This is a genomic window from Janthinobacterium algoris (assembly GCF_051380935.1).
In the GTDB taxonomy this organism is placed as follows: Bacteria; Pseudomonadota; Gammaproteobacteria; order Burkholderiales; family Burkholderiaceae_D; genus Janthinobacterium.
Genome location: NZ_JBNYXZ010000008.1, coordinates 157,347 through 183,340, shown reverse-complemented (window position 1 = coordinate 183,340; position 25,994 = coordinate 157,347). Strand labels below are relative to the sequence as shown.

The 25,994-nt window shown below is 61.3% G+C and carries 26 protein-coding genes; 14 read left to right on the top strand and 12 right to left on the bottom strand.

The features are described 5' to 3' along the window. Positions 1-118: 118 nt before the first annotated feature. Together ACQ4W7_RS14140 and ACQ4W7_RS14135 are read left to right on the top strand one after the other, a co-directional pair. On the top strand, positions 119-1,243 hold the full coding sequence (locus ACQ4W7_RS14140; RefSeq protein ID WP_436531229.1) for a M14 family metallopeptidase: 1,125 nt from the start codon (positions 119-121) through the stop codon (positions 1,241-1,243). Between the two features lie 239 nt (positions 1,244-1,482). Next, entirely contained in the window at positions 1,483-1,776 is a 294-nt protein-coding gene (locus ACQ4W7_RS14135; protein ID WP_436531227.1) for a hypothetical protein, read from the top strand. 109 nt (positions 1,777-1,885) lie between these two features. On the opposite strand, the gene ACQ4W7_RS14130 is transcribed toward ACQ4W7_RS14135, so the two are convergent. The 3 genes from ACQ4W7_RS14130 to pmbA all read right to left on the bottom strand — a co-directional run bounded on the left by ACQ4W7_RS14130 (position 1,886) and on the right by pmbA (position 7,219). Then, on the bottom strand, positions 1,886-3,196 hold the full coding sequence (locus ACQ4W7_RS14130; RefSeq protein ID WP_436531225.1) for an aminotransferase class V-fold PLP-dependent enzyme: 1,311 nt from the start codon (positions 3,194-3,196) through the stop codon (positions 1,886-1,888). 12 nt (positions 3,197-3,208) lie between these two features. Beyond that, positions 3,209-5,620 carry a TonB-dependent receptor plug domain-containing protein gene (locus ACQ4W7_RS14125; RefSeq protein WP_436531223.1) on the bottom strand — a complete coding sequence of 804 codons (2,412 nt, stop codon included), beginning with the start codon at positions 5,618-5,620 and terminating at the stop codon, positions 3,209-3,211. A 246-nt stretch (positions 5,621-5,866) separates the two neighbouring features. Then, the gene (gene pmbA / locus ACQ4W7_RS14120; protein WP_436531221.1) at positions 5,867-7,219 is read right to left on the bottom strand and encodes a metalloprotease PmbA; all 1,353 of its coding nucleotides are present in this window, start codon (positions 7,217-7,219) and stop codon (positions 5,867-5,869) included. 92 nt (positions 7,220-7,311) lie between these two features. Between pmbA and yjgA the strand changes: the two genes are divergently transcribed. The 3 genes from yjgA (at position 7,312) to ACQ4W7_RS14105 (ending at position 9,281) form a co-directional block, all read left to right on the top strand. Next, positions 7,312-7,911 carry a ribosome biogenesis factor YjgA gene (yjgA, locus tag ACQ4W7_RS14115; RefSeq protein ID WP_426071935.1) on the top strand — a complete coding sequence of 200 codons (600 nt, stop codon included), beginning with the start codon at positions 7,312-7,314 and terminating at the stop codon, positions 7,909-7,911. 75 nt (positions 7,912-7,986) lie between these two features. Then, the gene (gene mog, locus ACQ4W7_RS14110; RefSeq protein ID WP_436531218.1) at positions 7,987-8,616 is read left to right on the top strand and encodes a molybdopterin adenylyltransferase; all 630 of its coding nucleotides are present in this window, start codon (positions 7,987-7,989) and stop codon (positions 8,614-8,616) included. After that, positions 8,613-9,281 (top strand): alpha/beta hydrolase, encoded by a 669-nt coding sequence (locus tag ACQ4W7_RS14105; RefSeq protein ID WP_426071933.1) that lies wholly within the window; start codon positions 8,613-8,615, stop codon positions 9,279-9,281. The genes mog and ACQ4W7_RS14105 overlap by 4 nt, the downstream gene beginning before the upstream one ends. Before the next feature lie 62 nt (positions 9,282-9,343). On the opposite strand, the gene ACQ4W7_RS14100 is transcribed toward ACQ4W7_RS14105, so the two are convergent. The 5 genes from ACQ4W7_RS14100 to ACQ4W7_RS14080 all read right to left on the bottom strand — a co-directional run bounded on the left by ACQ4W7_RS14100 (position 9,344) and on the right by ACQ4W7_RS14080 (position 15,083). Further along, positions 9,344-10,903 (bottom strand): S1C family serine protease, encoded by a 1,560-nt coding sequence (locus ACQ4W7_RS14100; RefSeq protein WP_436531216.1) that lies wholly within the window; start codon positions 10,901-10,903, stop codon positions 9,344-9,346. Positions 10,904-10,998: 95 nt separating this feature from the next. Then, positions 10,999-11,565 carry a carboxymuconolactone decarboxylase family protein gene (locus tag ACQ4W7_RS14095; protein ID WP_436531214.1) on the bottom strand — a complete coding sequence of 189 codons (567 nt, stop codon included), beginning with the start codon at positions 11,563-11,565 and terminating at the stop codon, positions 10,999-11,001. After that, on the bottom strand, positions 11,565-12,413 hold the full coding sequence (locus ACQ4W7_RS14090; protein WP_436531212.1) for a fumarylacetoacetate hydrolase family protein: 849 nt from the start codon (positions 12,411-12,413) through the stop codon (positions 11,565-11,567). Before ACQ4W7_RS14090 ends, ACQ4W7_RS14095 begins: the two co-directional genes overlap by 1 nt. Further along, positions 12,358-13,716, bottom strand: a complete 1,359-nt coding sequence (locus ACQ4W7_RS14085; RefSeq protein WP_436531210.1) for an MFS transporter — start codon at positions 13,714-13,716, stop codon at positions 12,358-12,360. Before ACQ4W7_RS14085 ends, ACQ4W7_RS14090 begins: the two co-directional genes overlap by 56 nt. 2 nt (positions 13,717-13,718) lie before the next feature. Further along, positions 13,719-15,083, bottom strand: coding sequence for a KamA family radical SAM protein (locus ACQ4W7_RS14080; protein ID WP_436531208.1), 1,365 nt, complete (start codon positions 15,081-15,083; stop codon positions 13,719-13,721). A gap of 283 nt (positions 15,084-15,366) precedes the next feature. Here ACQ4W7_RS14080 and ACQ4W7_RS14075 point away from each other — a divergent pair, with 283 nt between their 5' ends. Both ACQ4W7_RS14075 and ACQ4W7_RS14070 read left to right on the top strand, forming a co-directional pair. Beyond that, positions 15,367-15,825 carry a cache domain-containing protein gene (locus ACQ4W7_RS14075; protein ID WP_034780434.1) on the top strand — a complete coding sequence of 153 codons (459 nt, stop codon included), beginning with the start codon at positions 15,367-15,369 and terminating at the stop codon, positions 15,823-15,825. Positions 15,826-15,893: 68 nt separating this feature from the next. Continuing rightward, positions 15,894-17,585 carry a methyl-accepting chemotaxis protein gene (locus ACQ4W7_RS14070; protein WP_436531206.1) on the top strand — a complete coding sequence of 564 codons (1,692 nt, stop codon included), beginning with the start codon at positions 15,894-15,896 and terminating at the stop codon, positions 17,583-17,585. 15 nt (positions 17,586-17,600) lie between these two features. On the opposite strand, the gene ACQ4W7_RS14065 is transcribed toward ACQ4W7_RS14070, so the two are convergent. Beyond that, on the bottom strand, positions 17,601-18,179 hold the full coding sequence (locus ACQ4W7_RS14065; RefSeq protein ID WP_436531204.1) for a DNA-3-methyladenine glycosylase: 579 nt from the start codon (positions 18,177-18,179) through the stop codon (positions 17,601-17,603). Positions 18,180-18,455: 276 nt separating this feature from the next. Between ACQ4W7_RS14065 and ACQ4W7_RS14060 the strand changes: the two genes are divergently transcribed. The 3 genes from ACQ4W7_RS14060 (at position 18,456) to ACQ4W7_RS14050 (ending at position 21,412) form a co-directional block, all read left to right on the top strand. Continuing rightward, positions 18,456-19,322 (top strand): HDOD domain-containing protein, encoded by an 867-nt coding sequence (locus ACQ4W7_RS14060; protein ID WP_426072172.1) that lies wholly within the window; start codon positions 18,456-18,458, stop codon positions 19,320-19,322. 106 nt (positions 19,323-19,428) lie between these two features. Next, positions 19,429-20,637, top strand: coding sequence for a hypothetical protein (locus tag ACQ4W7_RS14055; RefSeq protein WP_426071925.1), 1,209 nt, complete (start codon positions 19,429-19,431; stop codon positions 20,635-20,637). A 112-nt stretch (positions 20,638-20,749) separates the two neighbouring features. After that, positions 20,750-21,412 (top strand): DUF2306 domain-containing protein, encoded by a 663-nt coding sequence (locus ACQ4W7_RS14050; RefSeq protein WP_426071924.1) that lies wholly within the window; start codon positions 20,750-20,752, stop codon positions 21,410-21,412. Between the two features lie 6 nt (positions 21,413-21,418). On the opposite strand, the gene ACQ4W7_RS14045 is transcribed toward ACQ4W7_RS14050, so the two are convergent. Then, positions 21,419-21,913, bottom strand: coding sequence for a DNA-deoxyinosine glycosylase (locus ACQ4W7_RS14045; protein WP_426072171.1), 495 nt, complete (start codon positions 21,911-21,913; stop codon positions 21,419-21,421). 66 nt (positions 21,914-21,979) lie between these two features. Continuing rightward, the gene (locus ACQ4W7_RS14040; protein ID WP_436531202.1) at positions 21,980-22,858 is read right to left on the bottom strand and encodes a hypothetical protein; all 879 of its coding nucleotides are present in this window, start codon (positions 22,856-22,858) and stop codon (positions 21,980-21,982) included. A gap of 148 nt (positions 22,859-23,006) precedes the next feature. Here ACQ4W7_RS14040 and ACQ4W7_RS14035 point away from each other — a divergent pair, with 148 nt between their 5' ends. Next, positions 23,007-23,435 carry an Mpo1 family 2-hydroxy fatty acid dioxygenase gene (locus ACQ4W7_RS14035; protein WP_436531200.1) on the top strand — a complete coding sequence of 143 codons (429 nt, stop codon included), beginning with the start codon at positions 23,007-23,009 and terminating at the stop codon, positions 23,433-23,435. A 166-nt stretch (positions 23,436-23,601) separates the two neighbouring features. Continuing rightward, positions 23,602-24,051 carry an outer membrane lipoprotein gene (locus tag ACQ4W7_RS14030; RefSeq protein ID WP_282407835.1) on the top strand — a complete coding sequence of 150 codons (450 nt, stop codon included), beginning with the start codon at positions 23,602-23,604 and terminating at the stop codon, positions 24,049-24,051. 21 nt (positions 24,052-24,072) lie between these two features. Here ACQ4W7_RS14030 and ACQ4W7_RS14025 read toward each other — a convergent pair whose 3' ends face one another. Next, positions 24,073-24,204, bottom strand: a complete 132-nt coding sequence (locus ACQ4W7_RS14025) for a hypothetical protein (protein ID WP_436531197.1) — start codon at positions 24,202-24,204, stop codon at positions 24,073-24,075. Positions 24,205-24,388: 184 nt separating this feature from the next. Between ACQ4W7_RS14025 and ACQ4W7_RS14020 the strand changes: the two genes are divergently transcribed. After that, positions 24,389-25,357, top strand: a complete 969-nt coding sequence (locus ACQ4W7_RS14020; protein WP_436531195.1) for a DMT family transporter — start codon at positions 24,389-24,391, stop codon at positions 25,355-25,357. Continuing rightward, positions 25,354-25,863 carry a GNAT family N-acetyltransferase gene (locus ACQ4W7_RS14015; protein WP_436531193.1) on the top strand — a complete coding sequence of 170 codons (510 nt, stop codon included), beginning with the start codon at positions 25,354-25,356 and terminating at the stop codon, positions 25,861-25,863. The genes ACQ4W7_RS14020 and ACQ4W7_RS14015 overlap by 4 nt, the downstream gene beginning before the upstream one ends. Positions 25,864-25,994: the final 131 nt, after the last annotated feature.

Genomic DNA, 25,994 nt, shown 5'->3' with positions numbered 1-25,994 from the left:
TCCACGTTAGCAAAGCACGTCCGTTATCGTTTGCGCCAGCACAAAGGCCGCCGCAAAACAGGTATCATCGCGCCATTGCACACGATGCAAAACCCATACGTTTTTATCAGGAACACTCATGACCATTAAAATCAGCCAGCAATTCGACGCCGGCGCGATCGAGGTGCTGCGCGCCGACGATGCCCAATCCATCGAGCTGAACATCCGCAAGGATTCTCACGCCGACATCACGCAGTGGTTTTACTTCCGCTTGCAAGGCGCGCAAGGCGAGGCGTGCACGATCCGCTTCATGAATGCAGGCAAGTCGGCCTACCCGGACGGCTGGAAAGACTACCAGGCTGTGGCCAGCTACGACCGCGAAACCTGGTTCCGCGTGCCCACCAGCTTTGACGGCGCGGTGATGACCATAGCACACACGCCGGAAGAAGAAAGCGTGTACTACGCCTACTTCGAACCGTATCCATGGGACCGCCACCTGGCCCTGATCGACAGCGCGCAAGCGTCGCCGCTGGTGCGCTTGATCGACCTGGGCAGCACCGTGGAAGGGCGCGACATGAATATGCTGGTGGTCGGCGACGCCGATGCCGAGAAGAAAGTCTGGGTCATCGCGCGCCAGCATCCCGGCGAAACGATGGCGGAATGGTTTGTCGAAGGCATGCTCGAAGCCTTGCTGGACCAGGCCAATCCGTTTGCCCGCCAGTGCCTGCAAGATGCCGTCTTCTACGTGGTGCCGAACATGAACCCGGACGGTTCCGTGCATGGCAACCTGCGCACCAACGCGGCCGGCGCCAACCTGAACCGTGAATGGATGACGCCGACGATGGAACGCAGCCCGGAAGTGTTCCTGGTGAAACAGAAAATGCATGAAATCGGCTGCGACTTGTTCCTCGACGTGCATGGCGACGAAGGCTTGCCATACGTGTTCGTCGCCGGCAGCGATGCGCTGGAAAATTTCACACCGGCACAGAAGGCCGAGCAAGACCGCTTCATCGCCGACTTCAAGGTGGCCAGCCCCGACTTCCAGGATGAGCATGGCTATGAAGACGGCCCGTTCACGCCGGAAGTGCTGACCATGGGTTCGCCCCATATCACGCACGCCTTCGGCTGCCTGTCGTTGACCCTGGAATTGCCGTTCAAGGACAATGCCAACGATCCCGACCCGCAAACGGGCTGGAGCGGCGCCCGCAGCGCCGCGCTGGGTGCGGCCGTGCTGCAGCCTATCCTGTCCACCTTGCGCGCCTGATAGACGAATGACAGCGGCCCGTCGACCAGGACGGGCCAGGCCGGCTCGGGCAAGCAATCGTGCGCCAACTGCCATGAGCCGGCCCCCGCTTGGGCGCCACCGCTACGATTCCACATCTGACCTCTACCTGGCCAACAAGGTTCCCCTCGCGCTGACGGAATGACGGAATGACGGAATGACGGAGCCAGGCCCTGTTCAACAATGAATGCAAGGGCAATTGCGCCGCTTGCCATCCCGGCGTGCGGGGCGAACATGGCGCGCCATCGCTATTGACGGACTTCAGTTTCGACAACCTGGGTGTGCCGCGCAATACGCGCATTCCCGCCACCGCCGCCCCCGAGTATTGCAACCTGGACTTGTGCGACCCCGACCGCACGGACCTGGCGATGAAAGGCGACTCATGCGGCGCCTTCAAGGTGCCCAGCCTGCGCAATGTGCGCAGAAATTCAATGACATACCCGCCAGGTAGCGCGCCAACGTCAACGTCAAGGAAGCGCCATTCGGCCGCAAGCGCGGCATGGCGCCGGCACTGACGGCGGGCGAGATCGAGGATATGCTGAAGTTTTTAGCCACCCTGACGGATGACTCTCAAGTCCAGCAGTGAAAGCATAGAGCGCCCATCGCTGGAGCGCCCCATGGCCACTAACCCCGCGCCACCTTGCGCAAGGCAACGATCAGGCGGTCCACATGCGACTCGGGCGTAAAGATGCCCGGCGTGACGCGCACGCACGCGCCGCTGGCAAGACCGTCGCGCGGCACGGCAAAGATGCCGTGTTCCTGCACCAGCTTTTTCGACAGGGCATAACTGTCGGCCACGCTGGTCTTGCCTTTCAGCCGGAACGAGGCGATGGCGCTCGTCAGGCGCGGGTCGCTGGACGCCAGCACCTCGATACCATCGATGCCGCGCGCCGCCTCCACCCAGCGGTTGCGCAGCAGCCGCAGCCGCGCCTGCTTATTGGCGACGCCGATCTGCGCATGCAAGTCCAGCGCCGCCGGCAAGCTCAGATAGGCGGCAAAATTGACCGTGCCCGTGTGCACGCGGGTACGGATATCGTCACCCGCCTTTTCTCCAAGCCAGGGGTCGATATCGGCCACCCTGCCCCGCTTGATGTAGGCAGCGCCCACGCCGACGGGCGCGCCTATCCATTTGTGCAGGTTGATGCCGGCGAAGTCCGCCTGCAAGTCGGGTATCGTCATGTCCAGCTGGCCAAAGCCATGCGCCGTATCGACGATCACGTCGATGCCCCGTGTGCGCGCCAGGCGGCTGATCTCGGCCACGGGCAAGACCATGCCGTTGCGGTGGTTGACATGTGTCAGCAGCATCAGTTTCAGCTTCGGATGGCGTTCCATGGCAGCAACATAGGCAGCAATGACGTTGTCATGCGTAAACGGTTCCGGCATGGCGATATTGACCACCTGGACGCCGCGCCGCTGCTCCAGCCAGCGCGTGACGGTGATCATATTGTCGTAATCGATATCCGCGTAAAGTACCGTATCGCCCGGCTGCAAGCGCTTGTAGCCGGCGATCAAGACTTGCAGCGCTTCCGTGGCGCCCCGCGTCAGCACGATTTCATCGATACCCACGCCCAGTGCCCTGGCCGCCGCCGCGCGGGCCGCCTCGAAGTCGGCCGGAAAGCGCATGCGCGCATACCAGGCGTTGTCGCGGTTGACCATCGCCAGTTGCTGCTGGTAATGCATCAGCACGGGCCTGGCCATCGAGCCCCAGAAGGCGTTGTCGAGTTGCACGACGGCATCGGTGGTGTCGTATTGCGCGGCCACCGCCTGCCAGTACGCCTGGTTGCTGGCCAGGGCTTGCGGCGTGGTGCCGGCCGGCACTGCCGGTAAAAGCACCGGCAAGGTGGACGCCGCCGCAGCCGATGCTGCGCCCGCCGTCAAGGGCAGCGCCGCCGCCAGCGAACCCGCACGCAACAAGGCGCGGCGTTGTGGATTCATCGTCATCTCCCCTTAAAATTTCACTGCATACTCGACGTACAGCTTACGGCCATCCGTGTCGTAGGGCGCATTGCGCGAATAGATCAGACCGCGGCTGGCCTGAAAGCTTGCTTCATCAGGATACTTGTCCAGCACATTATCGATCCCCACGCGCACGGACTGCTGGTCGCTGATCTTGTAACTGGCCGCCAGGTCAAGAAATTGCATGGCGCCAAAGCGCTGGAAGATATCGCCCGTCGCATTGCCGGAATTGTCCGTCCACGCGCCGTAATAGCGCACGCGGGCCAAGGTATTCCAGTTGCCCAGCTCATAGTTGCCGCTGATGGTGGCTTTCTGGCGCGGCAGGCGTTCTTCGAAGACCTGGCGTTGGGCCGGATTGGTCACCAGGCTGGACTTGCCGCCATCGACTTTCGTCGTGTTGTAATTGTAGGCCAGCATCAGGTTCAGCTTGCCGTCGCCGATACGGCTCAAGTGGCTGCCCACGATATCGATGCCGCGCGTGGTGGTGTCGAAGTCATTCGTGAAATAACTGACCGAGGTGTAGCGCAGCGGGTTGGCCACGCCAGCCGGCACGGCAAACGCAGCGGACGTGCTGAAGCGGTCGCTGACCTTGATGTCATACACGTCGACCGAACCGGAAAAGCCGGCCTGCGTCTTCCAGGTAAGGCCCAGCGACAGATTTTTCGATTTTTCCGGCTTCAGCGCCTGCGCACCGAGCAGGATGGCCAGCGGGTCGTTGTTGGCCAGACGGCCGCTGGTAAACAATAGCAGGGTCTTGGTGTCGAGGCCCTGGTTCGTGCTGTTGGTGTTCGACTGGCCGGGCGTTGGCGCGCGGAAACCCGTCGAGTAGGAGCCACGCAACGCCAGGTCCGCGCTCAAGGCGTAACGAGCCGACAACTTGCCGTTGACGGTGCTGCCGAATTCCGAGAAATGCTCGTAGCGGGCCGCCCCGCCCAGGCTCAGTGCCTTCGTGACAGGCACTTCCACGTCCAGGTAAGCCGCATAACTGTCCTGACCCCAGCTGCCCGCCTGGCGGTTGCTGAAACCCGGTGCGCCGTTGGCGTTCGCGTCCAGGCCAATGGCCGCGCCCGGTCCCACCGTCCAGGACGCCGCATCGCCCGCCTTCACGCCATACGTTTCATTGCGCGCCTCGGCGCCAAACGCAATATTGACCGGTTGCGGCAAGGATGCCATGGGCAATTCATAGTTGAAATTGGCATTGAGAATTTTTTCCGCCTGCGACAACTGGCCCAGGTAAAACGACGTGGGGCTGGTCGGCCCCATTGAGGCGTTGATGGAGTTGGCCAAGTGGTAATCGATGCGGTTGCGGCCGTAGGAAGCGCTCACATCCCAGCCGAAGCGGTCGTTGAAGTGACCACGCACACCGGCCACCAGTTGTAAATCATCCTGGTCGTTCGAATAGCTGGGACTAAAACCCAGCGGATACACGCTGCGCAAGTTCCAGCCAGGGAACAGGCTGCTGGTTTTATACGCGCCCGTGCTGGTGTCGGGATTGCGCCAATTAAAATCCGAGGTGCCGTCGCTGCGGCTGTACAAGCCGAAACCGTACAGATCGATGCTGTCAGACAGGGCCATGCTGGCATTGAAGCCGATGCGCTTGCTATCGAGCTCAGGCTGGCCCCAGCGCTGCACGGGATTGGGCACCTTCAATTCCGGATGGGCGTTCTGGAAGGCGATGGCGTCGGCCCGCTGGCGCGTGCGCGAGGTAGGGTCGGACTTGGCCAGCGCGCCGAAAATCGTCGCCTTGCCCGTCTCGCCAAAGGCAAAGCCCGTCTTCAGGTTGAGCTCATTGCCTTTGCCGTCACCTTCCGAATATTGCGAATGGTGCAAGGAAAGCTCCGTGCCCAACGTATCGTCGAGGATGATGTTGATCACGCCGGCGATCGCGTCGGAGCCGTACTGGGCCGAAGCGCCATCGCGCAGCACTTCGATGCGCTTGATGGCGGACACGGGAATCTGCGCCAGGTCGGGCGCTTGCGCGCCGCGCGCGCCCAGCAAGGCGCTGCGGTGGAAGCGCTTGCCGTTGACCAGCACCAGGGTCTGGTCCGGCGACAGGCCGCGCAAGGTGGCGGGACGCACAAAGACTTGCCCATCGGCCATCGGCAAGCGCTGTACCACATACGAGGGAACCAATTGCGCCAGCACATCGTTCAAGTCCGACGATGCGACGGCACCGATATCGTCGCGGTTGAACACATCGACGGGCGCCATGGTGTCGAACTGCGTGCGGTTGCTGCCACGCGTGCCGGTGACGATCACGGCTTGCGGTGCCTCCAGGGAATCGCTGGCGACAGTTGGTGCGGCGAGCGCATCGCCATGGGCTTGCGCCTGGGTAGAGAACAGAGCGTGCATGGCACACAACAGGGCCACCGCGCGGGCGATGCGGGTACGGGAGTAGGTCATGGAGAGTTCACTATGCAGGTTGGATCAACAACGACGCGTTACTGCAAGATTCTCATCTTGCATGAAATATCACGAAGTTCGGCTTACTTACATTAAAAGCATCTAAACCACGCAAATAACGTCAGGTGGCGCCATCATACGAAGGGAATATTTCCGCCGTATGACGATCATGCCGCTGCCCGAAAAAACACAGGGACAAGAAAAAAGGCGCCAGCGGCGCCTTATGACAAGGAGGAATGCTTCCGCTCAGCCGCCCGCCACCACCATGCTCTCGATGAGGATGGAACCCGTCTCTTTGGTGCCACGGCGCAAGACGTCGGCGCCCACGGCGACGATGTTACGCAGCATGTCCTTCATGTTGCCGGCGATAGTGATTTCTTCCACCGGATACTGGATCACGCCATTTTCCACCCAGAAACCGGAGGCGCCGCGCGAATAGTCGCCCGTCACGTAATTGGTTCCTTGCCCCATCAGTTCGGTCACCAGCAAGCCCGTGCCCAGCTTTTTCAGCATGGCAACAAAATCATCGGTGGTGGCCGTCTGGCTGGACGTCAGGTACAGATTGTGCGAGCCACCCGCGTTGCCCGTCGTCTGCATGCCCAGCTTGCGGGCCGTGTAAGTCGACAGGAAGTAACCTTGTACCACGCCATCATTGACGACATCGCGGCTGACGGTTTTCACGCCCTCTTCGTCGAACGGCGCAGAACCGACGCCGCCGATCACGTGCGGGTCTTCAAAGATCTGCACGTGCGAGGGCAGCACTTGTGTGCCCAGGGAATCGTTCAGGAAAGTGGATTTGCGGTACAGGGCGCCGCCCGAGGTCGCTTGCACGTAGGTACCGAGCAAACCGGCCGCCAGCGGTGCCTCGAACAGCACGGGACAGGTGCGCGTGCCCAGTTTGCGTGCGTTCAGGCGCGACAGGGCGCGTTCGGCGGCGTAGCGGCCGATGGCTTCCGGACTCGACATTTTGGAGGCGTCGCGCACGGACGAATACCAGTCGTCGCGCTGCATTTTGGCGCCCTTGCCGGCGATGGGCGCCACGGACAGGGTGTGACGCGAAAACGGGTAGCCGCCGATGAAGCCGCGCGAATTGGCGGAAACGAAATGCGATTGCTGCACATGCACGCCAGCGCCTTCGCTGTTCGTGATGCGCGGGTCGACGGCAAACGCGGCCGCCTCGGCGCGCTGGGCCAGCACGACGGCGTCCTCGGCGGAAATCAGCCATGGATAAAATAATTGCAAGTCGCGGGGCGCCATTTCCAGCATGTCCACGTCGGCCAGGCCGGCACAATCATCCTCGGCCGTGAAGCGGGCGATGTTGTAGGCGGCGTCCACCGTGGCGCGCAAGGCGGACGGCGAGAAATCGGAGGTGCTGGCATTGCCGCGCTTCTTACCGACAAACACGCTCACGCCCATGCCCTTGTCCTTGTTTTGCTCGATCGTCTCGATCTTGCCTTTTCGTACAGAAACGGACAAGCCACCGCCTACACTGACTTCGACGGCTGCGTCGGTGCCGCCCGCTTCCCGCGCAAAAGACAACACATCACGGGCTAGTTGCTGCAATTGCTCTTGACTATGGGTAAATACGGAGTCGTTCATGCGCTGTTTTCTTCGGAAAGCCGCTAAAAAGGTTATCATAGCAGTCGTTTACAGTTTACAGGTGCGGCCTACGCGGCCAATCCCGCCTTATCATGCCAAATCCAAACCGGGGAGCTTGCGGCTTCCAATCCACCGAATTCGAACAGGAATATGAACGTCCGTCGAAGTCGGAACTCAAGCGTCAGATGACCGTCCTGCAAAAGATGGGGGAAGAACTCGTCAATGAAGCACGCGACCGCGTCAAGCGCGTTCCAATGCCGGAAGACGTGCGCGAAGCCATCCTCGAATGCCAGATGATCCGCGATCACGAAGGCCGCCGCCGCCAGTTGCAGTACGTGGGCAAAAAAATGCGCACCCTGGATGAGGAAGAAGTTGCCGCCATCCAACGCACCATCGATAGCTGGAAAGGCTTGTCGAAAGCCGATACGGCCAATATGCACGCGATGGAACGCCGCCGCGACAAACTCTTGACGGACGACAAGGCATTGACCGTCTTGCTGTCGGAAAACCCGGAACTGGACGTGCAGCAGCTGCGCACCCTGATCCGCAATGCCCGCAAAGAGCAGGCCGAGAACAAGCCGCCAAAGGCCTACCGTGAAATCTTCCAGATCTTGAAAGAGATCGCCAAGAAGAAAAACAGCGGCAAGAAAGATGCCGATGAAGATGACGTTGAGCAAGAAGACGACGAATAAACCCCAGCTCTTGGGCTTGGGTTGATAAAAACCGGGAACCAACCCGGTTTTTTTTACGACATAGACAGGTGCTCCATGACCACGATAGAAGACGAATTGATTATCGGCCTCGTGTCGATCTCGGACCGCGCCAGCGGCGGCGTGTATGAAGACCTGGGCATCCCGGCCCTGGAAAGCTGGCTGTCCGCCGCCATCCGCACGCCTTTCCGCCTGGAAAAGCGTTTGATCCCTGACGATCGCTCGCAAATTGAGAATACCTTGATCGACATGGTCGACCTGAGCCACTGCCATCTGATCCTGACGACGGGCGGCACTGGCCCGGCACGGCGCGATGTGACGCCGGACGCGACCTTGTCCGTCGGGACCAAGGAAATGCCCGGTTTCGGCGAACAGATGCGCCAGATCAGCCTGCAATTCGTGCCGACGGCGATTTTGTCGCGCCAGGTGGCCGTGATCCGTGAAACGCCCGAGCGTGCCGCCCTGATCATGAACTTGCCGGGCCAGCCGAAAGCCATCAAGGAAACCCTGGAAGGCTTGAAGGATGCCGATGGCATGCAACTGGTCAACGGCATCTTTGCCGCCGTGCCGTATTGCCTCGACCTCATCGGCGGTCCCTACATGGAAACCGACCCGGCCATCTGCAAGGCCTTCCGTCCCAAATCGGCGTTGCGTCCGGCGCAACCAATACCTGAGGAAAATACATGAGCACCTTGCTGGAAACCATCGAACTCGACAGCGCCCCGAACCCCACCGTCTCCATCATCTGGATGCACGGCCTGGGCGCCGACGGCAACGACTTCGTGCCACTGGTGAAAGAACTCGATTTGCGCGGCTGCCCCGCCATTCGCTTCATCTTCCCCAGCGCCGGCACCATACCCGTCACCATCAACAACGGCTATGTGATGCGCGCCTGGTACGACATCCGCGAGAACGACCTGGTGCGCCGCGAAGATGAGAGCGGCTTGCGCGCCTCGCAGGCACAGGTCGAAGCGCTGATCGCGCGCGAAAAGGCGCGCGGCATTCCCGCCAGCCGCATCATCCTGGCAGGCTTCTCGCAAGGCTGCGCCATGACCTTGCAAACGGGCTTGCGCCACGCGGAACCGCTGGCCGGCCTGATGTGCCTGTCCGGCTATCTGCCGCTGGCCGACAAGACGGCGCTTGAGCGCACGCCAGCGAGCCTGCAGACGCCCATCTTCATGGCGCACGGCACGGCCGACCCTGTGGTGCCGATCGCCCGCGCACAGCAGTCGCGCGACTTACTCACCGGCATGGGCTACAAGGTGGAATGGCATGAGTACCTGATGCAGCACTCGCTGTGCCAGGAAGAAATCGACGCCATCGGCGCCTGGCTGAAAAAAGTATTGGCTTAAAGAAAAACAGGCGCGGTGTGGGCCGCGCCTGCTGTTGTATCTGTACGTAACGCCGGGAACGATCAGTTCGCCGGCGTTTTTTCATTCCAGATTTTCAACATGTCGGGTGACGCTTCCGAACGGATGCCGTTGTCTGTCAGCACCGATTCCGTCGCCGCCAGCATGTCCTTGCGCGGCACGACGACCATTTCCGCATCGCGCTGCTGGAAGCGGAACGTCAGCAGCTCATCCGTCTGGTCGCGCAGCAAGGCCACCAGGTGCGCCAGGCTGCGCACGCGCACGCCATTGACGGAATCGACGACCGAGAAGAAACGGGTACTGTAGCCATTCATCAGCTTGTGCGGGAAGAACGGCGCGGCAATCACCACCAGTTCTTCGCGCTCGCCATCGGGCGCATCGCCGCGCCGCGTGGCCAGCGGATTGCCGGCAAACGCCATGCCGCCCAGCATCGCCGCGTTGCCATTCGGCGCCGCCATGAATTCCGTGCTGGCGCGCGAAAACACCATGGGCCCAAAAATGAAATAGGACGGGTAATTGCCCTGCAGGCTGGCAATAAGCATCGGGTGCGCAGCCGAGACGGGCACCTTGATTTTCAGGGGCGCGCCCTGGCGTACCACCGTCAACGGCAGCAGGCCGTCTTTCGCCAGCTGCTGCACCCGGTACTGGAAGCGCACGCGGCTGTTGGCATTCAGCTTGACCATACCCTGGTTGTCGATAGGAAAATCGCCGATATGCGTGATCACGTCCCACTCCTTGAGCGGATAGGCGGCGTCCTTGCTGGCCGGCGTCATCACGACGGCGCCCTCGACACCCTTGGCCAGCTTCAAATACGTGCGCAGCGCGGGATTTTCCAGCGTTTGCGTCACGTCACGCATGGCCGGCTTGCCCTTGGGTACGCCACTTTCCTGATCGCGCAGGAACAGCTCGATTTCTTCATTGGGGATGATATAGCCGATGTTTTGCGCATTGAGCATGCCGGCAAAGGCCAGGCCGATCATCTTCTCGCCGGCAATCACGGGGCCGCCGCTATTGCCCGGGTTGATGGCCGCATCGATCTGGATGCGCAAGCCCGAGACGGGGAAGTTGTAGCGCACGAATTCGATGCGCGAAACAATGCCCTTGGTGATCGACAGCGACGTGCCGCCCGTCGGATAGCCATACGCCAGCACGGCATCGCGCACGTCCGGCAAGAGATTGGCGCGCGGCACCGCTTTGTGGCTGGCGAAAAAACTGTCGTCATCGATTTTCAGCAAGGCCAGGTCCATGCCGCGCGAGATGGCCAGCACGGTCGCCGGTATCTTGTCGCCGGCGCCATTCGCCTGGATCTGCACTTGGCTGGCATACCCGACCACGTGCGCATTGGTCAGGATGCGGCGGCCTTCGATGACGACGCCGGAACCCGTCACCTCTTGCGGCGCAGCCTTGCTCCAGGGTTTATAGGGGTCCGGCCCGCGCAGGGTGGAAAACACCTTGACGACGGAATTTTCCAAGGCGGAAGCGCCGGGGTTCGCGGTAGCGGCGGTCTCGGCGGCCAGCGCGCGCACCGTCATCAAGGGGGAAAAAGAAAGGGCCAACGCCAGCAAGGCGCGGCCCATCAGGGTGAAGTACGGACGAGTTTTCATTGAGCTTGTTGGCAATGGAAGGGAAGCAAAATTATATATTGAATAATTTCAACCACATTACACTTTATCCATCTTTTCCTGAAGAACTCTTCTAATCAGGCGGGCAAGGGCGGCACGCCCAATGCCGGCACCGCTGTCTGCGCCCCATTCATGACCATGGCCAGGAAAGTGTAGTAACCATTGATGCCCATCAAGTCGACCACGCCGTGTTCGCCGAACAGCGCCAGCGCGCGCGCATACGTGGCATCGCTGACGCGCTTGTTCTGCTGCAACTCGACGCAAAAGTCGTGCACGGCTTGCTCATCTTCTTTCAGGGCAAGCGGCGCGCGCCGCGCGGCAATGGCGTCCACGGCCGCTTGCGCGATGCCGTTCTGCACGGCCAGCGGCGCGTGGATGGCCCACTCGACTTGCTGGTTCCACTGGCGCGCCGTCACCAGAATCGCCAGTTCCGACAGGCGCGTGCCGATGGCGCTGCGGTAGCGCAAATACTCGCCCATGCGTTGCGCCGTTTCCATCAGCTCGGGGCTGCGGATCAGCGGCACGAAGGGGCCGTACAACGCCCCGCGCGGACCGTCGATGATGGCTTGCGCGGCCACGCGCTGCTGCGCGTCGAGCTGCGCCAAAGGCAGCGGCGGCAGACGGTCGATATCGCTACCGGCCATCAAGCCGTCCAGGCGACCACGTCCTGCTGCTGTTCGCCCAGGCCGGGGATGCCCAGGCGCATGCTGTCGCCCTTCTTCAGGAAACGCTGCGGCTTACGGCCCTGGCCCACGCCCGGCGGCGTGCCCGTGGCGATGACGTCGCCCGGTTCCAGGGTCATGAATTGCGACAGGTAGCTGACGATCTGCGCCACCGTGAAGATCATGGTTTGCGTATTGCCGGTCTGCATGCGTTTACCATTGACTTCCAGGTACAGGTCCAGGTCTTGCTCGTCGATGACTTCATCGCGCGTCACCAGCCACGGACCGATGGGGCCGAAGGTGTCGCAGCCCTTGCCTTTATCCCATTGACCGCCCCGCTCCAGCTGGAACGAGCGCTCGGAAATATCGTTGACGACGCAATAGCCGGCCACGTATTGCAGCGCATCCTCTTCGCTCACGTACTGCGCACGCGTGCCGATGACCACGCCCAGTTCCACTTCCCAGTCTGTCTTTTTCGAACCTTTGGGCAACACGACATTGTCGTCCGGGCCATTCAGGCAAGTAATTGCCTTCATGAAGACGATGGGCTCGGCCGGGATCGGCATGCCGGATTCGGCCGCGTGATCCGCGTAATTGAGGCCGATGCCGATGAACTTGCCGACTTTCGCCAGCGGCACGCCAAAGCGGGGATTGCCGCGCACCAGGGGCAGCGTCTTTTCGTCGAGCTTGGCCAGCTTGCGCAGGGCCTTGTCGGACAGTTGCGCGCCATCAATATCCTGAACCACGCCGGACAGGTCGCGCAGTTTGCCTTCTTCATCGATCAGGCCCGGTTTTTCCTTGCCTGGACGTCCATAACGAACGAGTTTCATAGTCTTCCTTGGAGTTGATCATTGCCGCTGTGCAGGCTGCCATTTTACCGGATGGCCCGGCACGCCTGTAGCGGTGGATGAAAAACATCGCAAGTCCCGGTAGTTGCAAGGCCGCCAGCACGCCAAACGCCACCTGATACGCTTGCGGCGGATACTGCTGCAAGCTGTTCAGGGGCCAGCAGCCGAGGATCAGGCCAAAACCCGCCTGCACCAGGAAGGCGCCCGTAAAAATGAGCAGATTCAGGCAGGTGGCCGCCCTGCCCGTCAAGCTGGCCGGCATGCTTTGCGCGACGATCGCATATTCGAGGCCCGTCACCGTGCCCAGCAAGGTAAACAGCACGGACAGCATGGGCAGGCTGGGCACGACGTTAAACGCCATCGCCACTTGCACAGCGACAAACAGGACGATGCCGGCAGCCGCCACTTGCATGGGTTCAATCGCACGCCGCCCAGCCCATTCCGTCAGCATGCCCATGCCGATGGCGCCGAAGATGACGGCCGCCATGCCCAGGTACAAAAAATACGCCACGCTGACATCGGACAGGCCGCCCACGTCGGCCAACCAGCGCCCCACCCACAAGCCCTGCACGCCAAAGAACACCGTGTGCGGCAGCAGGATCAGCGCGATGGTGCGGCGAAAGCCGGGATCGCGGTACACGCTCCATACCCTGACCTTGCTGACCTTGCTCACCTTGTTCATGGCAACAACGGGCGCCGGCAGCACCGGCGACAGCAGGCGGATCAGCAAGCCGATGGCCAGCGCCGCCAGCGCCAGGCCCAGAAAGACGCCGCGCCAGTCCGTGTAGTGCAGAGCCAGCTTGACGGGCATGGTGGCCGTGGCCGCACCCAGGCCGCCCACGGCGATCAGATAGCCGTGCACGGAAGGCAGGCGCACGGGAGCGATAGCACACGAGATCGCTTTCACGGCGGCCATGAAACAGCCGCCCAGGCCTGCCCCCATCATGGCCCGCGCCCACATCAGCTCGGCAAAACTGTGGCCCCGGCTGAACAGCCACACACCCAGCGCCGCCAGCGCCAGCAGCCACAGTTGCACCGTGCGGGGGCCGTAACGGTCGAGCGCCATGCCGATCGGCAGTTGCACCAGCGCAAAGGCGAGAAAAAAGGCGCTGGTCAGCAAGCCCAGCTGCGCCGGCGTCAGGGCGATGGCGCCCAGCAATTCCGCCGTCAGCACGGCATTGACGCCGCGCAGCAGGCACGACAGGTAATGACCGAGCGCAAACGGCAGGAACACCAGACAAAACACGGCCACGCCGGAACGGGAAGAGACGCCGGCGCCGTGCATGCTCAGGCGGCCTGTGCCAGGCGGATGATTTTATGCGGCAACTGCGGCATAACCTCATCCGTCTCGAAAAAGAACTTATCGTGGCCGAACGCGGGCTTCAAATCGTCTATCCACGTCGCTTCTGCATCGAACTTCGCATAAAACGGCCTGCGTACCCAGTCCGGGTTGCGCGCCTGCAAAAATTGCAGGGCAAACAGTTTTTCACCATGGATGTTGACGATGCCATCGATGACGATCTTGCCGGGGAACGCGCTCATGGAGGGCCCGCGCACGGTGCGCGACAGGCCGGACACCATCTGGTAGGCGGCCTGGAAGATTTCATGTGCCTTCGCCAGCGGCAACTCGAAATAGCCGCGCGGCCCCGTGTCCCGTTCGACAAACATGTAATACGGAATCGCCCCCAGGCGCGTGCCCGTCTGCCACAGTTCGGCCCAGCTTGCCGGGTCTTCATTGATGTGGCGGATCAGCGGCCCCTGCATGCGCAAGGTGGCGCCCGTGGAGACGATGCGTTTCACCGCTTGTTGGGCGATGTCCTGGCGCAACTCCACGGCATGGCTGTAATGGCCCATCACGGCCAGGTTCTTGCCCGCCTTGACGATACGCTCGAACAGGCGCAGCAAATCGTCCGCGTCGCGGTCGGAGACAAAACGCTGCGGCCAATACGCCACCGCCTTGGTACCGATGCGGATGTTCTGGATATGTTCCAGGCCCGGTTCGAGCAGTGGTTCCAGGTAGGCCGCCAACTGGCGGGTATTCATGATCATCGGGTCGCCGCCCGTGATCAGCACGTCCGTCACTTCCGGATGCAGTTTCAGATAGGCGGCCAACTCATGCGACTCGCGCGCATCGAATTTCATGTCATCCATGCCGACGAACTGGGGCCAGCGGAAGCAGAAGGTGCAATACGCGTGGCACGTCTGGCCCGCGCTGGGGAAAAACAGCACCGTTTGCGCATATTTATGCTGCAGGCCGCGCACGGGCGCATCGTTGACTTTCGGCACGTTATGCGTCATCTGCCCGGCAGGATGGGGATTCATGCCCAAGCGAATACCATGCACATAGGCATCGATGGCAGCCTTATCACGCTGCAGCAGCACCAGGTCGCGCAAGTGCGCGTACTGTTCGGGCGGCAGCATGTCGCGGTGGGGAAAAACCAGGCGGTAGATGGGATCGTCAGGAATATTGTTCCAGTCGATCAACTGGTCGAGCACATAGGCATTGGTGCGAAACGGCAAGACGTGCGACACCACTTGCACGGCTTCGCGCTGCTCTTCCGGCAGCCATTCCCACTGCCGCGCCTGATGAATGGTTTGCCGCGTATACGGCTTGAACTTGGTTGAAAACGGCTCGGTAATGAGTGCGGACACGATAGTCTCCTTGCTAATAAATAGCGATAACTTTCATGAAATTTGTCCTATATCGGCCAATTACAGCCTTTTCTCCCACAGACCATGCCAGCTCCGCATGCTGTGAAAGTCATCATAATTCTTGCCATAAAGAACCAAATTGCTACACATCAACAAGCCTTCCGATACGTTGCTCGCTGCCTACAAGCAACACCTTAGTTTGTTCCATCGCAATTTGATGGGACCCTCGACGACGTAAATTACGGCTGTGCAACACATCCCTCGATTCTCACAAGGAGCTGTCATGAAACGCTTATTCACGGGTAGCCTGCTGTGCCTGGCCTTTGCCGGCGGCAGCGTCAGTGCCGCGGTCGAACCAACGGAAAAAGACGCCATCGCCATGGCCGAACGGGGCGCCGCCTTCATGAAGGCGCATGGCAAGGAAGAGATGATGAAGAAAATCACGGCGAAAGACCCCGACTTCGTGCAGGGCTCGCTGTATGTGGACATGCGCGATATCAAGACGGGCATCGTGCTGGCCCACCCCATCAATCCTTCCATCGTGGGCAAGGATTTGACGGATGTGCCTGATGCGAATGGCAAGAAATATCGCCGTGAAATCATCGAGCTGGCGCAAAAGCAGGGCAAGGGCTGGGTCGACTACCAGTACAAGAATCCCACCAGCGGCAAGATCGAGCCGAAGACCACGTACATCCTGCGTGTCAACGACGTGGTGCTGGAAGCGGGGATCTACAAAAAATAAGGCAACGGCGGTGTACACGAACGCTGTGCGCCGCCTGCGCTTGGAACAGCCATAGCCAGGAGTCAAGCATGCTCAATACATTACGCATCGGACCAAAATTATTGCTGGCGCCCGCCCTGGTCTTGCTGCTGCTGATACTCAGCTCGAGCGGCGCCTGGTATGGCATGGTGCGGCAAAATTCCTCGCTGGAAAACATGGTACGGGTACGCATCACGCATCTGAAGGCGGCCGCCGACGTACTAGGAGAGGCCAGGCAAGTACACGGCAATATGTACCAGTTGCTGTCGTGGACGAATGGCAGCTTCGCCAAGGCTCGCCTCGATACACTGGAGCAACAGATCAAGACACGCCACGCGGCCATCGGCACCCAGCTGACCACGCTGCGCGCCACAGCCACGGGCGCCGAGCGCACCTTGGTCGATGCGGCCATCACGGCCCTGGCCGGCTACCGCAAGGCCGTGCTGGAAACCATGGAAATGGCGCAGATGGACCAGTCGATCGCCACCAATTCGATGCTCAAGGCGGAAACGCAATTCGGCCAGTTTAATTCGCAGCTGGCACAGTTATCGGCCCTGGAAACGACGCTCAGCAGCCAGGCCCATGCGACGGCCAGCGCCGAGTTTCGCAGCCTGGGCTGGAGCCTGCTGCTGACCGTCCTGCTCTCCATCCTGGTCTCCATCGTGGTGACCATGCTGGTACGCCGCGCCATGCTGGTGGAAATCCGCGGCATTGCCGACGCCGTGCAAGACCTGGCGGCAGGCAAGCTGATCGCCGGTGCGCCCAAGCAGGGCAATGACGAGATCGCCGCCACGTCGCGCGTGCTGGACCAGACCATCGCCAACCTGAACCAGACCTTGCGCACCATCATGGCTGCCGTGCAATCGATCGACACGGCATCGCGTGAAATTGCCACCGGCAATCTGGATTTGTCGGCGCGCACGGAAATGCAAGCCAGTTCACTGGAAGAAACGTCGAGCGCCATGGAAGCGCTGACGCAAGCCGTCAATGACAATGCCGACAACGCCCAGCTGGCCTGCGAGCTGGCGGGGCAAGCCTCCGCCCTGGCCGTGCAAGGAGGTGCGTCGATGCAGCAGGCGGTGACGACGATGGCGACGATACGCGCCAATTCGCGCCAGATCGTGGATATTATCGGCGTGATCGATGGTATCTCCTTCCAGACCAATATCCTCGCGCTAAACGCGGCAGTGGAAGCGGCGCGCGCGGGCGAACAAGGCCGCGGCTTTGCCGTGGTCGCGTCCGAAGTGCGCACACTGGCGCAACGCTCGGCGCAGGCGGCCAGGGAAATCAAGACCCTGATCGCCACCTCGGTCACCACCATCGATGGCGGCAGCGTGGCCGTGCAGCAAGCGGGCGACAGCATGGGCGCCATCGTTGCCTCGGTGCAGCAAGTCAATGACATCATCCAGCGCGTGAAACAGGCCAGCGCTGAGCAGGCCTCAGGCATCACGGAAGTGAACCAGGCCGTCACGCAAATGGATGATGTCACCCAGCAAAATGCGGCCCTGGTGGAGCAGGCGGCGGCAGCGGCGGCCAGTTTGCAGGACCAGGCCGTCAAATTGTCGGCGGCAGTGGCCGTGTTCACCCTGGACGAGCGCCCTGCTACGCCAGCCGGCCACAGCGAAGACGAGGCATTCCAGCATCCGGCCAGCCCCGTCAAGGGAACGGACCGGCGCGCGCTGCACAGCCCGCTACGCGGCATGCCCCGCAGCACCACGCCCCGCCGCCAGCGCGGCGCCTGACACCGGGCCGGACGGCTAGACGGCTGGTACGCGCATCGGTTTGCTCAGGTAGGGCGAGCCGGCCAGCACGAAGCGCCACGGCGTTTCCATCGCCTTGGAAATGCCGATGCGCGGCCCCGCTTGCACCGTCACGTCATCCTCGCGGGCCAGCAACATGAACGGTGACGCATCGAGCGCCAGCCGGTTATGCCTATGCGTGACACCCAGCGCCTGGCACAACTTGCCTGGCCCCGAGCACAGTAACCTCAGTTCATCGACGCCGCGCCGTTCGCGCATGGCGTCAAGGCCCGCCAGCGGCTCGATGGCGCGGATCAGCACGCCTGCGCCATGACCCGCTTCGCGGCACACAAAGTTCAGGCACCAGTGTAAGCCATACGAGCGGTACACATAGGCATGCGCGGGCGGGCCGAACATGGCCGCATTGCGCGGCGTCATGCCGCCATACGTGTGCGAAGCGGGGTCCAGCCGGTCATACGCTTCCGTTTCCACGATGCGCCCGCCCACGCCGTCGACCAGCACTGTCACGCCGATCAGCTGGCGCGCCACGCTGCAAGAATCGTCCGCAAAATCGATGCCCGCCAAGAGTCTTTTCATGTGGCAATTGTAGCGCCACGCCTGCCCATACGCACCAGCGGCTGCCTTAAAAACAAATACACCTTACTTTTTTTACCATAAAAACAGGGGTTGATTGCGTCGCAAAATGACCAACATCAGTGGCAATCACGGCAAAAACAGGAATTTTTCGACAATCTATTGTAGAGATGAACTATTGCCATGCATAAACATGGATAATCATCGGGCATTGCACAAGGCGTCCATGAGGCCGTCCATGCGCAGCGCACGACAGAATAACCAGCGGGCAAGACAATGATGATGAGAGCGGCAGCGCAAAAGCAGGTAGTGCAGGAAGATCCGGTTGACGCCTTGATGCGGTCCATCCGCATCCCGCCGCGTCCCAGCCTGCTGGTCGACCTGCAGCGGGAACTGGCCGAAGACGACCCGTCGCCGCGGCGCATCGCGCGCATCATCGCCGACGATGTCGGCATGTCCGGCGCCCTGCTGAAATTGGCCAATTCGCCCTTCTATGGTGCCACGCGCAAGGCCAAATCCGTCGAACAAGGCATCAACTTTCTCGGCATCAACCAGTGCAGCGCCATGATGACGGGCTTGTTGGCGCGCCAGGCGCTGGAAGCGGAAGGCGTGGAACTGACCAACTTCTGGGATGTGTCGGCCAAGCGCGCGCGCGCCCTGGTGTTTACCTCGCGCAAGTTGCGCATCGCCCCGCCCGACATTGCCCATACCTTCGGCCTGTTCTGCGATATCGGCGTGCCTTTGCTGATGAACCGCTTTCCCGACTACGTCAAGACGTACGCGGCGGCGGCCAATGATGCGCACAATTGCTTTACCAGCCTGGAAGACGCGCGCCACCAGACCAACCACGCGGCCATCGGCTGCTTGCTCGCGCGCAACTGGGGCCTGTCCTCCGATGTCTCCTGGGCGATTTTGCACCACCACGACTACACGGTGCTGGCGGACCCGTCCACGGACGACGCCATCCGTTCGCTCGTTGCCCTGTCGCTGCTGGCCGAAAAGGGCATTCAGCGCTACCATGGCAACAGTACCTCGCTGGAGTGGGACAAGGGCGGCGAACTTGCCTGCCAGCATCTCGGCCTGTCGCAGGAAGAAGCCGCCGACCTGCTCGACGAGTTGCACGAGATGTTCGATACCGACCATTGATGTATCAGGCGGCCGCGTCCGCCTGTATGATCCGTCCCGGCGCCTGGCATAGCCATGGCGCCCGTTTCCGTTTGCCTGACCCGTCTTTCTTAACTTGTTGATCGCCATGCCCAAAAATAAGCGCCCTGTCCCCCGTAAAACCGCCAACACGCCTGAAGACAAGGATGAGTCCGTCACGCGCATGCTGTGCACGATGGCCCTGAACCTGGCGGAACAGGAAGACAGCGAATCGCAGGGCACGGTGCTGGCCGAGCAAGCCGTCGAGTTCGGCCGCCTGATCCGCAAGGCATTGAATCAAAAGAAGGATGAAATCCTGTACGACGCCATCGAGCGCGCCAAGTACGAAGACGTGGGCGCCTACCAGTATTTGCGCAGCCATATCGAGGAAGCGGCATCGATTTCCGTGATCCGCCGCGAGAATGCCCCGGCCATGGAAATCAACGCCTTTGTCGTGCCCCTGCTGGTGCAAAGCACGGGCGGCCTGAAGGAAGCGGACAGTTTCCAGGACCAGGACGCGTTTGAAACGCTGGTGAAAAGTTTTCAACAGTCGCAGCTGGAAAGCGCCAAAGCCAAGGTGGTCTTGATGAGCCATGCCTACGACCTCGATGAAATCGACCGCATCACCTATAGCCACCTGCACGAGATGGTGCGCGATGCGTACGCGTCGATGACGGACAAGAAGATCGTCGCCACGCCGGGCCTGGAAAGCAGCATTGTCGGCTGGAGCGAGACGGCTTTCGGCCCGCAAGACACGGCCGTCGAACTGCGCTTCCTGCTGGGCTTTGCCCTCAAGCGCGTGGATGACCCGTTCTATGCGGAACCGAAGGATGAAGCGGCGCTCGACGCCTGGTTCGACGCGCGCATGGCCCGCTACCAGCTGTGGACGACGGAAGTGGGCGGCCTGGTGAAACGCTGCCTGGCGCCGGCCGGCAGCGCCCTGGAAGTGAGCTTTTTGTACCAGGATCTGTTCCACGGTGGCAAGGAACAAGGCATGAGCGAGTATGCGATGCTGCAGATGATGTCGGGCATCAACCATGCGTTGGCGGAAAATAACGTGGACGCCGGCGACGTCTCGGTGGTCGTCGGCCCGGCCGATGAGCATGGCGAGATGCTGCTGCGCGTCAACGTCAGCATGGCGGGCGGCCAGCTGCTGCACAGCGCCGACAAGCCGCTGGACCTGGCTGCCGACCTGCAGGACGAAGTCGACGACATCTGCGATGCACTGGCCACCATCGGCGTGACGCAATTGTCGGTCGCGCTGAAATTCGATGCCAAGGGACAGCCGCTGGAAGCGCAGCCGTACGCACCGGCGTAAATTCCGCCTCTTCCCCCGCCGCCTGCCGCCTGCCGCCTTGGCAATCTACAATTATCAAGATACCATCTCCCGTTAGCGTGCGACCAGCCTGGCGCACCTTCCGGAGATGCGCATGCCCCAGCCGCAACTGATCAATATTGCCACCCATGTGCTGGCCGGCAGCGCCGCCATCGGCCTGGGCTTGTTCCTGGTGGCTACCTCCAAGGGCACGCCGCAGCACCGCCGCCGCGGCAGGCTGTTCGCCTGGCTCACCTTGCTGGTCTGCGCCACGGCCGCCATCGGTAATCTGCTGTTTGCCTATCGCCCCGTCTTTGCCGTGCTGACGGTGCTGGTGCTGTACCAGCTGCTGAGCGGCTGGCGCGCCGTCTACACGCGGGATGCAGGTCCGCAAGCCGTCGATGGCTGGCTGACGGCGGCGGCCCTGACGGCGGGCGGGCTGATCCTGCTGCGCCTGCAGCACGATGCTTCCGGACAGCAAACCATCGTCGTCCTGTCATCTCTGGGCGGCCTGGCCACCATCCTCGTCTACGACGGCGCACGCTGGGCCTTTCCCCGGCGCTGGCATGGCGTGTTGTGGCGCTATGAACACATTTACAAGCTGCTCGCCTCGCTGTTCGCCATGTTCTCGGCCGCCGCAGGCAATTTGCTACGCATGGGGCAACCCTGGACGCAGCTGGCGCCATCCGTGCTTGGCTTGATCTGCATCGCCTGGTACTGGCGGCGCCAGTACCGGCAAGAACAAGCCCTCCGCCCCATGCACCGGGTCGTCGCCTGACACCACTTATCCGCTACGCAAAGACAACCACGCCTGCAGTTTCTGCGCATACGCGAGCGTGTAGGCCGGGCTGCTCGACGGCAAGCTGACGATGCGGTAACGCTGCGCATGCTCGCCCAGCACCTTGACGCCCAGCTTCGCGGCCGTGCCGCCGTTGAAGGCGATGGTTTGCAGCCGTGGCAAGCTGACGGCCAGGGCCACCAGGTCGTTATCGTCGCGTACGCGGATATTACTGTCCAAGCTGCCCATGCGCTGCGCCTGCGCCACCACGTCCCACAGGCCCACGCCGTGCGCCAACAAGCTGCTCAACCGCGCCTCATAGGGCTGGCTGGTCAAGTCCACGCCCAGCACTTCGCCCAGCAGCCTCCAGAATTTGTTTTGCGGATGCGCATAATATTGACTGTGCGCCAGCGATTTTTCGCCGGGCAGGCTGCCCAGTATCAGCAAGCGCGTGCCGGCGTCGACGACAGGATCGAAACAGCGCTTGCGCGGCTCCGGCATGCCCGGTTCAAGAGGGAATAGGCGAGTCAAAAGCGGCATCCTGTGGGAGTGGTGGTAGCGCCTATTTTACTGGGGCCACTGCACGGGCACGGACATGATGCCCTTGTCATCCCACACCTGCACCTGCGCCGTATGAAACCTGCCTTGCGGCGTGACGGACTCGCCGATGCCATTGACATGGTATTGGTAGCCCGAACCATAGCGCTGCGCCACTATCGTGTGCGCCTGCCGGGCCGTCTCGCCACGCGAGGTCGCCAGCCCGATGCCAACGCTGCTGATACCCAAGATTAGCCCGAGAATGGCGGGTATGCGCAAATCGCGCCGCCTGTATCCCCTGGCATCACAGGCGGCCATGACGGCAGGCATCCCCAGTTGACGGTACAAGTAATGCATGGTCCACAGCGACAGCACGGTTTCCAGCACCAGCCAGCCATAACGGACAGGCGCCAGCTTGAACTGCGTGACGGTCAGGGACAGCGGTTGCATGAACAGGAAATCGAGCACCAGCACGGTGGGTAGCAGCAAGAGGGCAATCAGCCAGCGCAGCCATCTCGCCGCGCGCAGCTTGCCACGCAACAAAAAAATGCCAAAGATCAGCAATTCGATGCCGCCAACAAAATAAATCCGCCTATCCGCCAGAGCGATTTCAGACCAAGCACTGACTGTCAACACGACCCACGTGAACAGCAGTACATAGCCCGCTGACTGCAAGTGGGGCTTGGCCGCTTGCGTGAGTGCGGCGGTGGTCGGATCGAGCGGCTTGTCCTGCGGCCGCGCCGCCCACTGGCGCTGCTGTGCCTCCAGCTCATCCTGCTGACGTTGGGCAATTTCCGTTTCTATACGCTGGCGCCGCACAGCGTCGGTGCCCTCCGGTCCGGACAAGGCTTGCTGCAGGGATGCCATCGAATAGCGCTGGTAATCAGAATGGCTGGCTGGCGATGTCACGGATGCCTTTGAAATGAAAGAAAATATTACCAATAGGAAATAATAACGCAAAATTACCATTTGAACAATTCCACCATAGAACGCCGCGTTCGGCGGCGGGTGTTCCGGTGTAGAATTTCCAGGCAAAACACCACACAAGGGACCGCCCATGCGCACCATCGACACCCTGCTGGCCCAGTATGGCGAAAGCCACCGCAACCACGTCAATGAACGGGTGCACATCGTGTGCGTGCCGCTGATCGTTTTCAGCCTGCTGGGGCTGCTGTGGAGCGTGCATGCCAGCGTGGCGCTGCTCGGCAGTATTCTGGCCTTATACTATTATTACAAGCTGTCGCGCCCGTTTGCGGCGGGCATGCTGGCGATGCTGGCCGCCATGCTGGGCCTGCTGCTGCTCATGCCGGCGCTGACCATCTTGCCCGTGTCGCTGGCGCTGTTCGTGCTGGCCTGGATAGGCCAGTTCATCGGCCACCAGATCGAAGGCAAGAAACCGTCGTTCCTGGACGACTTGCGCTTCTTACTGGTGGGGCCGCTGTTCGTGCTGGGATTTTTGTACCGGCGCCTGCGGCTGGCGTATTGAACGGAAAGTGGTCATGTGGTCATGCGGTCACGCGGTCACGCGGGGCCGGTAACAGATTTTTACTATTCACAACTAGTTATCTGCACCAAGTGTCCTTATGATAAGTCAGCATCTTTACTGCCGGTCGACGCAATCGGCAATTAACTTTTGTCCAAGGGAGTCCCACATGAAAGCACCAATCATTGCAGTGGCATTGCTCGCCACCCTGGCCGGCTGCGCCGTACAACCGAACTCGGCTAATGTCTACAATGCGCGCCAGGCGCAGAATGAACAATCGGTTCGCATGGGCACGGTTGAATCCGTGCGCCAAGTGACCATCGACAAGGGCGAAACGGGCACGGGCGTGCTGGCTGGTGCGGCGCTGGGCGGCGTGGCCGGCTCGGCAGTCGGCGGCGGCAAGGGCGCCATCGCGGCCACCATCCTCGGCGCGGTCGCCGGCGGTATGGCCGGCAAGAGCATCGAAGCGAATGCCTCGAACAAGGCCGGCCTGGAAATCACCGTGCGCTTGGACAATGGTGACATGCGCGCCATCGTGCAAGACGCGGATGAACTGTTCCGGCCGGGCGAGCGCGTGCGCTTGCTGTCGGATGGCCGCAAGACCCGCGTCACGCATTGATCTGCTTGCCAGCGCATGCACTTACCCGAAGGCGCCGGCAGCCAGGAGCAAGGCCGAGGGCGACATGCCCTCGTGCAGCCAGATGGCCATCAAGGTTGCCACGATGACATACACAAGCAGGCTCCAGACTTTGATCTGCAGTGAGGCTGGCATGGCGGTCCTCCTTCACGGATGCAATTAAGAAAATATTTACTTAATAATAATACAAATATTTTCATAAATTCAACATTTTTCACAAGCACTGCGCTGGCTCAATGCCTGAGAGTAGCTTGCCGCACATTTCGCCCCTCCATTTGCCAAGCTCGACCGGGACGCGCTAAGCCCGTATACTTGCGCGATGTCCTCTCCTCTCCTGTTCATCATTGCCTGCCTGATCTGGGGCTCCACCTTCTGGGCCATCACCTTGCAGCTGGGCGATGTCGCCCCCGCCGTTTCCGTGGTCTACCGCTTCGGCCTGGCTTCCGCCACCCTGTTTGCCTGGTGCGCCTTGCGCGGCGACACTTTGCGCCTGCCCTGGCGCGCGCAAAAATGGATGCTACTGCAAGGCCTGGCCTCGTTTGCCATCAGCTATGTCTGCACCTACAGCTCGGAGCAATACCTGGTCTCCGCCCTCGTCAGCGTGCTGTTTGCGCTGATGGTGTTCTGGACGCCCTTGCTCAACCGCATCGCCTTCGGCACGCCGATTACCTGGAGCACCTGCTGCGCGGCCTTCGTCGCCATCTGCGGCATCGTGCTGTTGTTTTACCAGTCCATCGGTGCGGCGCTGCAAGATATTCTGGGCGGCAATGGCGGCAATGGCGGCAATGGCCGCAGTGCTCACTTCCTGCTCGGTTTCATGCTGGCCCTGGTAGCCACCGTGTCCAGCACGCTGGGCAATGCCCTGGTCATGAAAGTGCGCGAACACTCCGGCAACGTGATGCTGACCATGGCCTGGACCATGCTGTGGGGCACGCTCATGGTAGCCGTCTGGGCCATCGCCACGGGCCAGTCCTGGCAATTGCCCACCCGCCCCAGTTACTGGATGGGATTGGTATATCTGGCCATCTTCGGCTCGGTGATCGCCTTCAGTGCGTATTTCACTTTAATCGCACGCATCGGCACGCAAAAGACCGTGTATATCGGCGTCGTCACGCCCGTCATCTCCGTGCTGCTATCGGTGCAGTTTGAACATTACCGGCCCGCCGCCATCGAATGGGTGGGCATGCTGCTCTGCCTGTCCAGCGTGGCCTGGGCCCTGACGTCGGGCGCGCGCAAGACCGCTGCCGTCGCCTCCCTTTCCACCACTCCATCAGCAAAGGCAACATGAACACTTCCACCGCCACTCTCGCCATCCGTCCCGCCCAGGAAACCGACGTGGCCGCCATCTTTGGCATGATCCATGAACTGGCCGTGTTTGAAAAACTCGAACACATGATGATCGCCAAGGAATCCATGCTGCACGACAGCCTGTTCGGCCCCCATCCCGCGTGTGAAGCGCTGGTCGGCACGGAAAATGGCCAAGTGGTGACGTTCGCCCTGTTCTTCCACAATTTTTCCACCTTCCTGTGCCGCAAGGGCCTGTACCTGGAAGACCTGTATGTCAAGCAGTCGGTGCGCGGCAAGGGCTATGGCAAGCAAATGCTGGTGGCGCTGGCGCAGCTGGCCGTCGAACGCGATTGCGGCCGCTTCGAATGGTCGGTGCTGGACTGGAATGAAAACGCGATCAACTTCTACAAGGGCATGGGCGCAGACGTGATGCCGGACTGGCGCATCTGCAGGGTCGCTGGCGATGCCTTGACGCAATTGTCGGCGGGCACTCCAAAACCAGTTTGATAGGAAGGGAACTGTAAGCGTAAATTCCCAAAAAAAATCCCCGCGGGCTAGCGGCACCGCGGGGTGAACCCATTGTCAAGTGGGAGGGGGAGAATGCAATCAACGGTTATCAATATAAACGCTATGACTTG

Excerpts from the sequence above, each read along its gene's own strand:
- ACQ4W7_RS14140 (WP_436531229.1), top strand. The coding sequence starts at position 119 with ATGACCATTAAAATCAGCCAGCAATTCGACGCCGGCGCGATCGAGGTG.
- ACQ4W7_RS14130 (WP_436531225.1), bottom strand. The coding sequence starts at position 3,196 with ATGAATCCACAACGCCGCGCCTTGTTGCGTGCGGGTTCGCTGGCGGCG.
- ACQ4W7_RS14125 (WP_436531223.1), bottom strand. The coding sequence starts at position 5,620 with ATGACCTACTCCCGTACCCGCATCGCCCGCGCGGTGGCCCTGTTGTGT.
- pmbA (WP_436531221.1), bottom strand. The coding sequence starts at position 7,219 with ATGAACGACTCCGTATTTACCCATAGTCAAGAGCAATTGCAGCAACTA.
- yjgA (WP_426071935.1), top strand. The coding sequence starts at position 7,312 with ATGCCAAATCCAAACCGGGGAGCTTGCGGCTTCCAATCCACCGAATTC.
- mog (WP_436531218.1), top strand. The coding sequence starts at position 7,987 with ATGACCACGATAGAAGACGAATTGATTATCGGCCTCGTGTCGATCTCG.
- ACQ4W7_RS14105 (WP_426071933.1), top strand. The coding sequence starts at position 8,613 with ATGAGCACCTTGCTGGAAACCATCGAACTCGACAGCGCCCCGAACCCC.
- ACQ4W7_RS14100 (WP_436531216.1), bottom strand. The coding sequence starts at position 10,903 with ATGAAAACTCGTCCGTACTTCACCCTGATGGGCCGCGCCTTGCTGGCG.
- ACQ4W7_RS14095 (WP_436531214.1), bottom strand. The coding sequence starts at position 11,565 with ATGGCCGGTAGCGATATCGACCGTCTGCCGCCGCTGCCTTTGGCGCAG.
- ACQ4W7_RS14090 (WP_436531212.1), bottom strand. The coding sequence starts at position 12,413 with ATGAAACTCGTTCGTTATGGACGTCCAGGCAAGGAAAAACCGGGCCTG.
- ACQ4W7_RS14085 (WP_436531210.1), bottom strand. The coding sequence starts at position 13,716 with ATGCACGGCGCCGGCGTCTCTTCCCGTTCCGGCGTGGCCGTGTTTTGT.
- ACQ4W7_RS14075 (WP_034780434.1), top strand. The coding sequence starts at position 15,367 with ATGAAACGCTTATTCACGGGTAGCCTGCTGTGCCTGGCCTTTGCCGGC.
- ACQ4W7_RS14070 (WP_436531206.1), top strand. The coding sequence starts at position 15,894 with ATGCTCAATACATTACGCATCGGACCAAAATTATTGCTGGCGCCCGCC.
- ACQ4W7_RS14065 (WP_436531204.1), bottom strand. The coding sequence starts at position 18,179 with ATGAAAAGACTCTTGGCGGGCATCGATTTTGCGGACGATTCTTGCAGC.
- ACQ4W7_RS14060 (WP_426072172.1), top strand. The coding sequence starts at position 18,456 with ATGATGAGAGCGGCAGCGCAAAAGCAGGTAGTGCAGGAAGATCCGGTT.
- ACQ4W7_RS14055 (WP_426071925.1), top strand. The coding sequence starts at position 19,429 with ATGCCCAAAAATAAGCGCCCTGTCCCCCGTAAAACCGCCAACACGCCT.
- ACQ4W7_RS14050 (WP_426071924.1), top strand. The coding sequence starts at position 20,750 with ATGCCCCAGCCGCAACTGATCAATATTGCCACCCATGTGCTGGCCGGC.
- ACQ4W7_RS14045 (WP_426072171.1), bottom strand. The coding sequence starts at position 21,913 with ATGCCGGAGCCGCGCAAGCGCTGTTTCGATCCTGTCGTCGACGCCGGC.
- ACQ4W7_RS14035 (WP_436531200.1), top strand. The coding sequence starts at position 23,007 with ATGCGCACCATCGACACCCTGCTGGCCCAGTATGGCGAAAGCCACCGC.
- ACQ4W7_RS14030 (WP_282407835.1), top strand. The coding sequence starts at position 23,602 with ATGAAAGCACCAATCATTGCAGTGGCATTGCTCGCCACCCTGGCCGGC.
- ACQ4W7_RS14025 (WP_436531197.1), bottom strand. The coding sequence starts at position 24,204 with ATGCCAGCCTCACTGCAGATCAAAGTCTGGAGCCTGCTTGTGTATGTC.
- ACQ4W7_RS14020 (WP_436531195.1), top strand. The coding sequence starts at position 24,389 with ATGTCCTCTCCTCTCCTGTTCATCATTGCCTGCCTGATCTGGGGCTCC.
- ACQ4W7_RS14015 (WP_436531193.1), top strand. The coding sequence starts at position 25,354 with ATGAACACTTCCACCGCCACTCTCGCCATCCGTCCCGCCCAGGAAACC.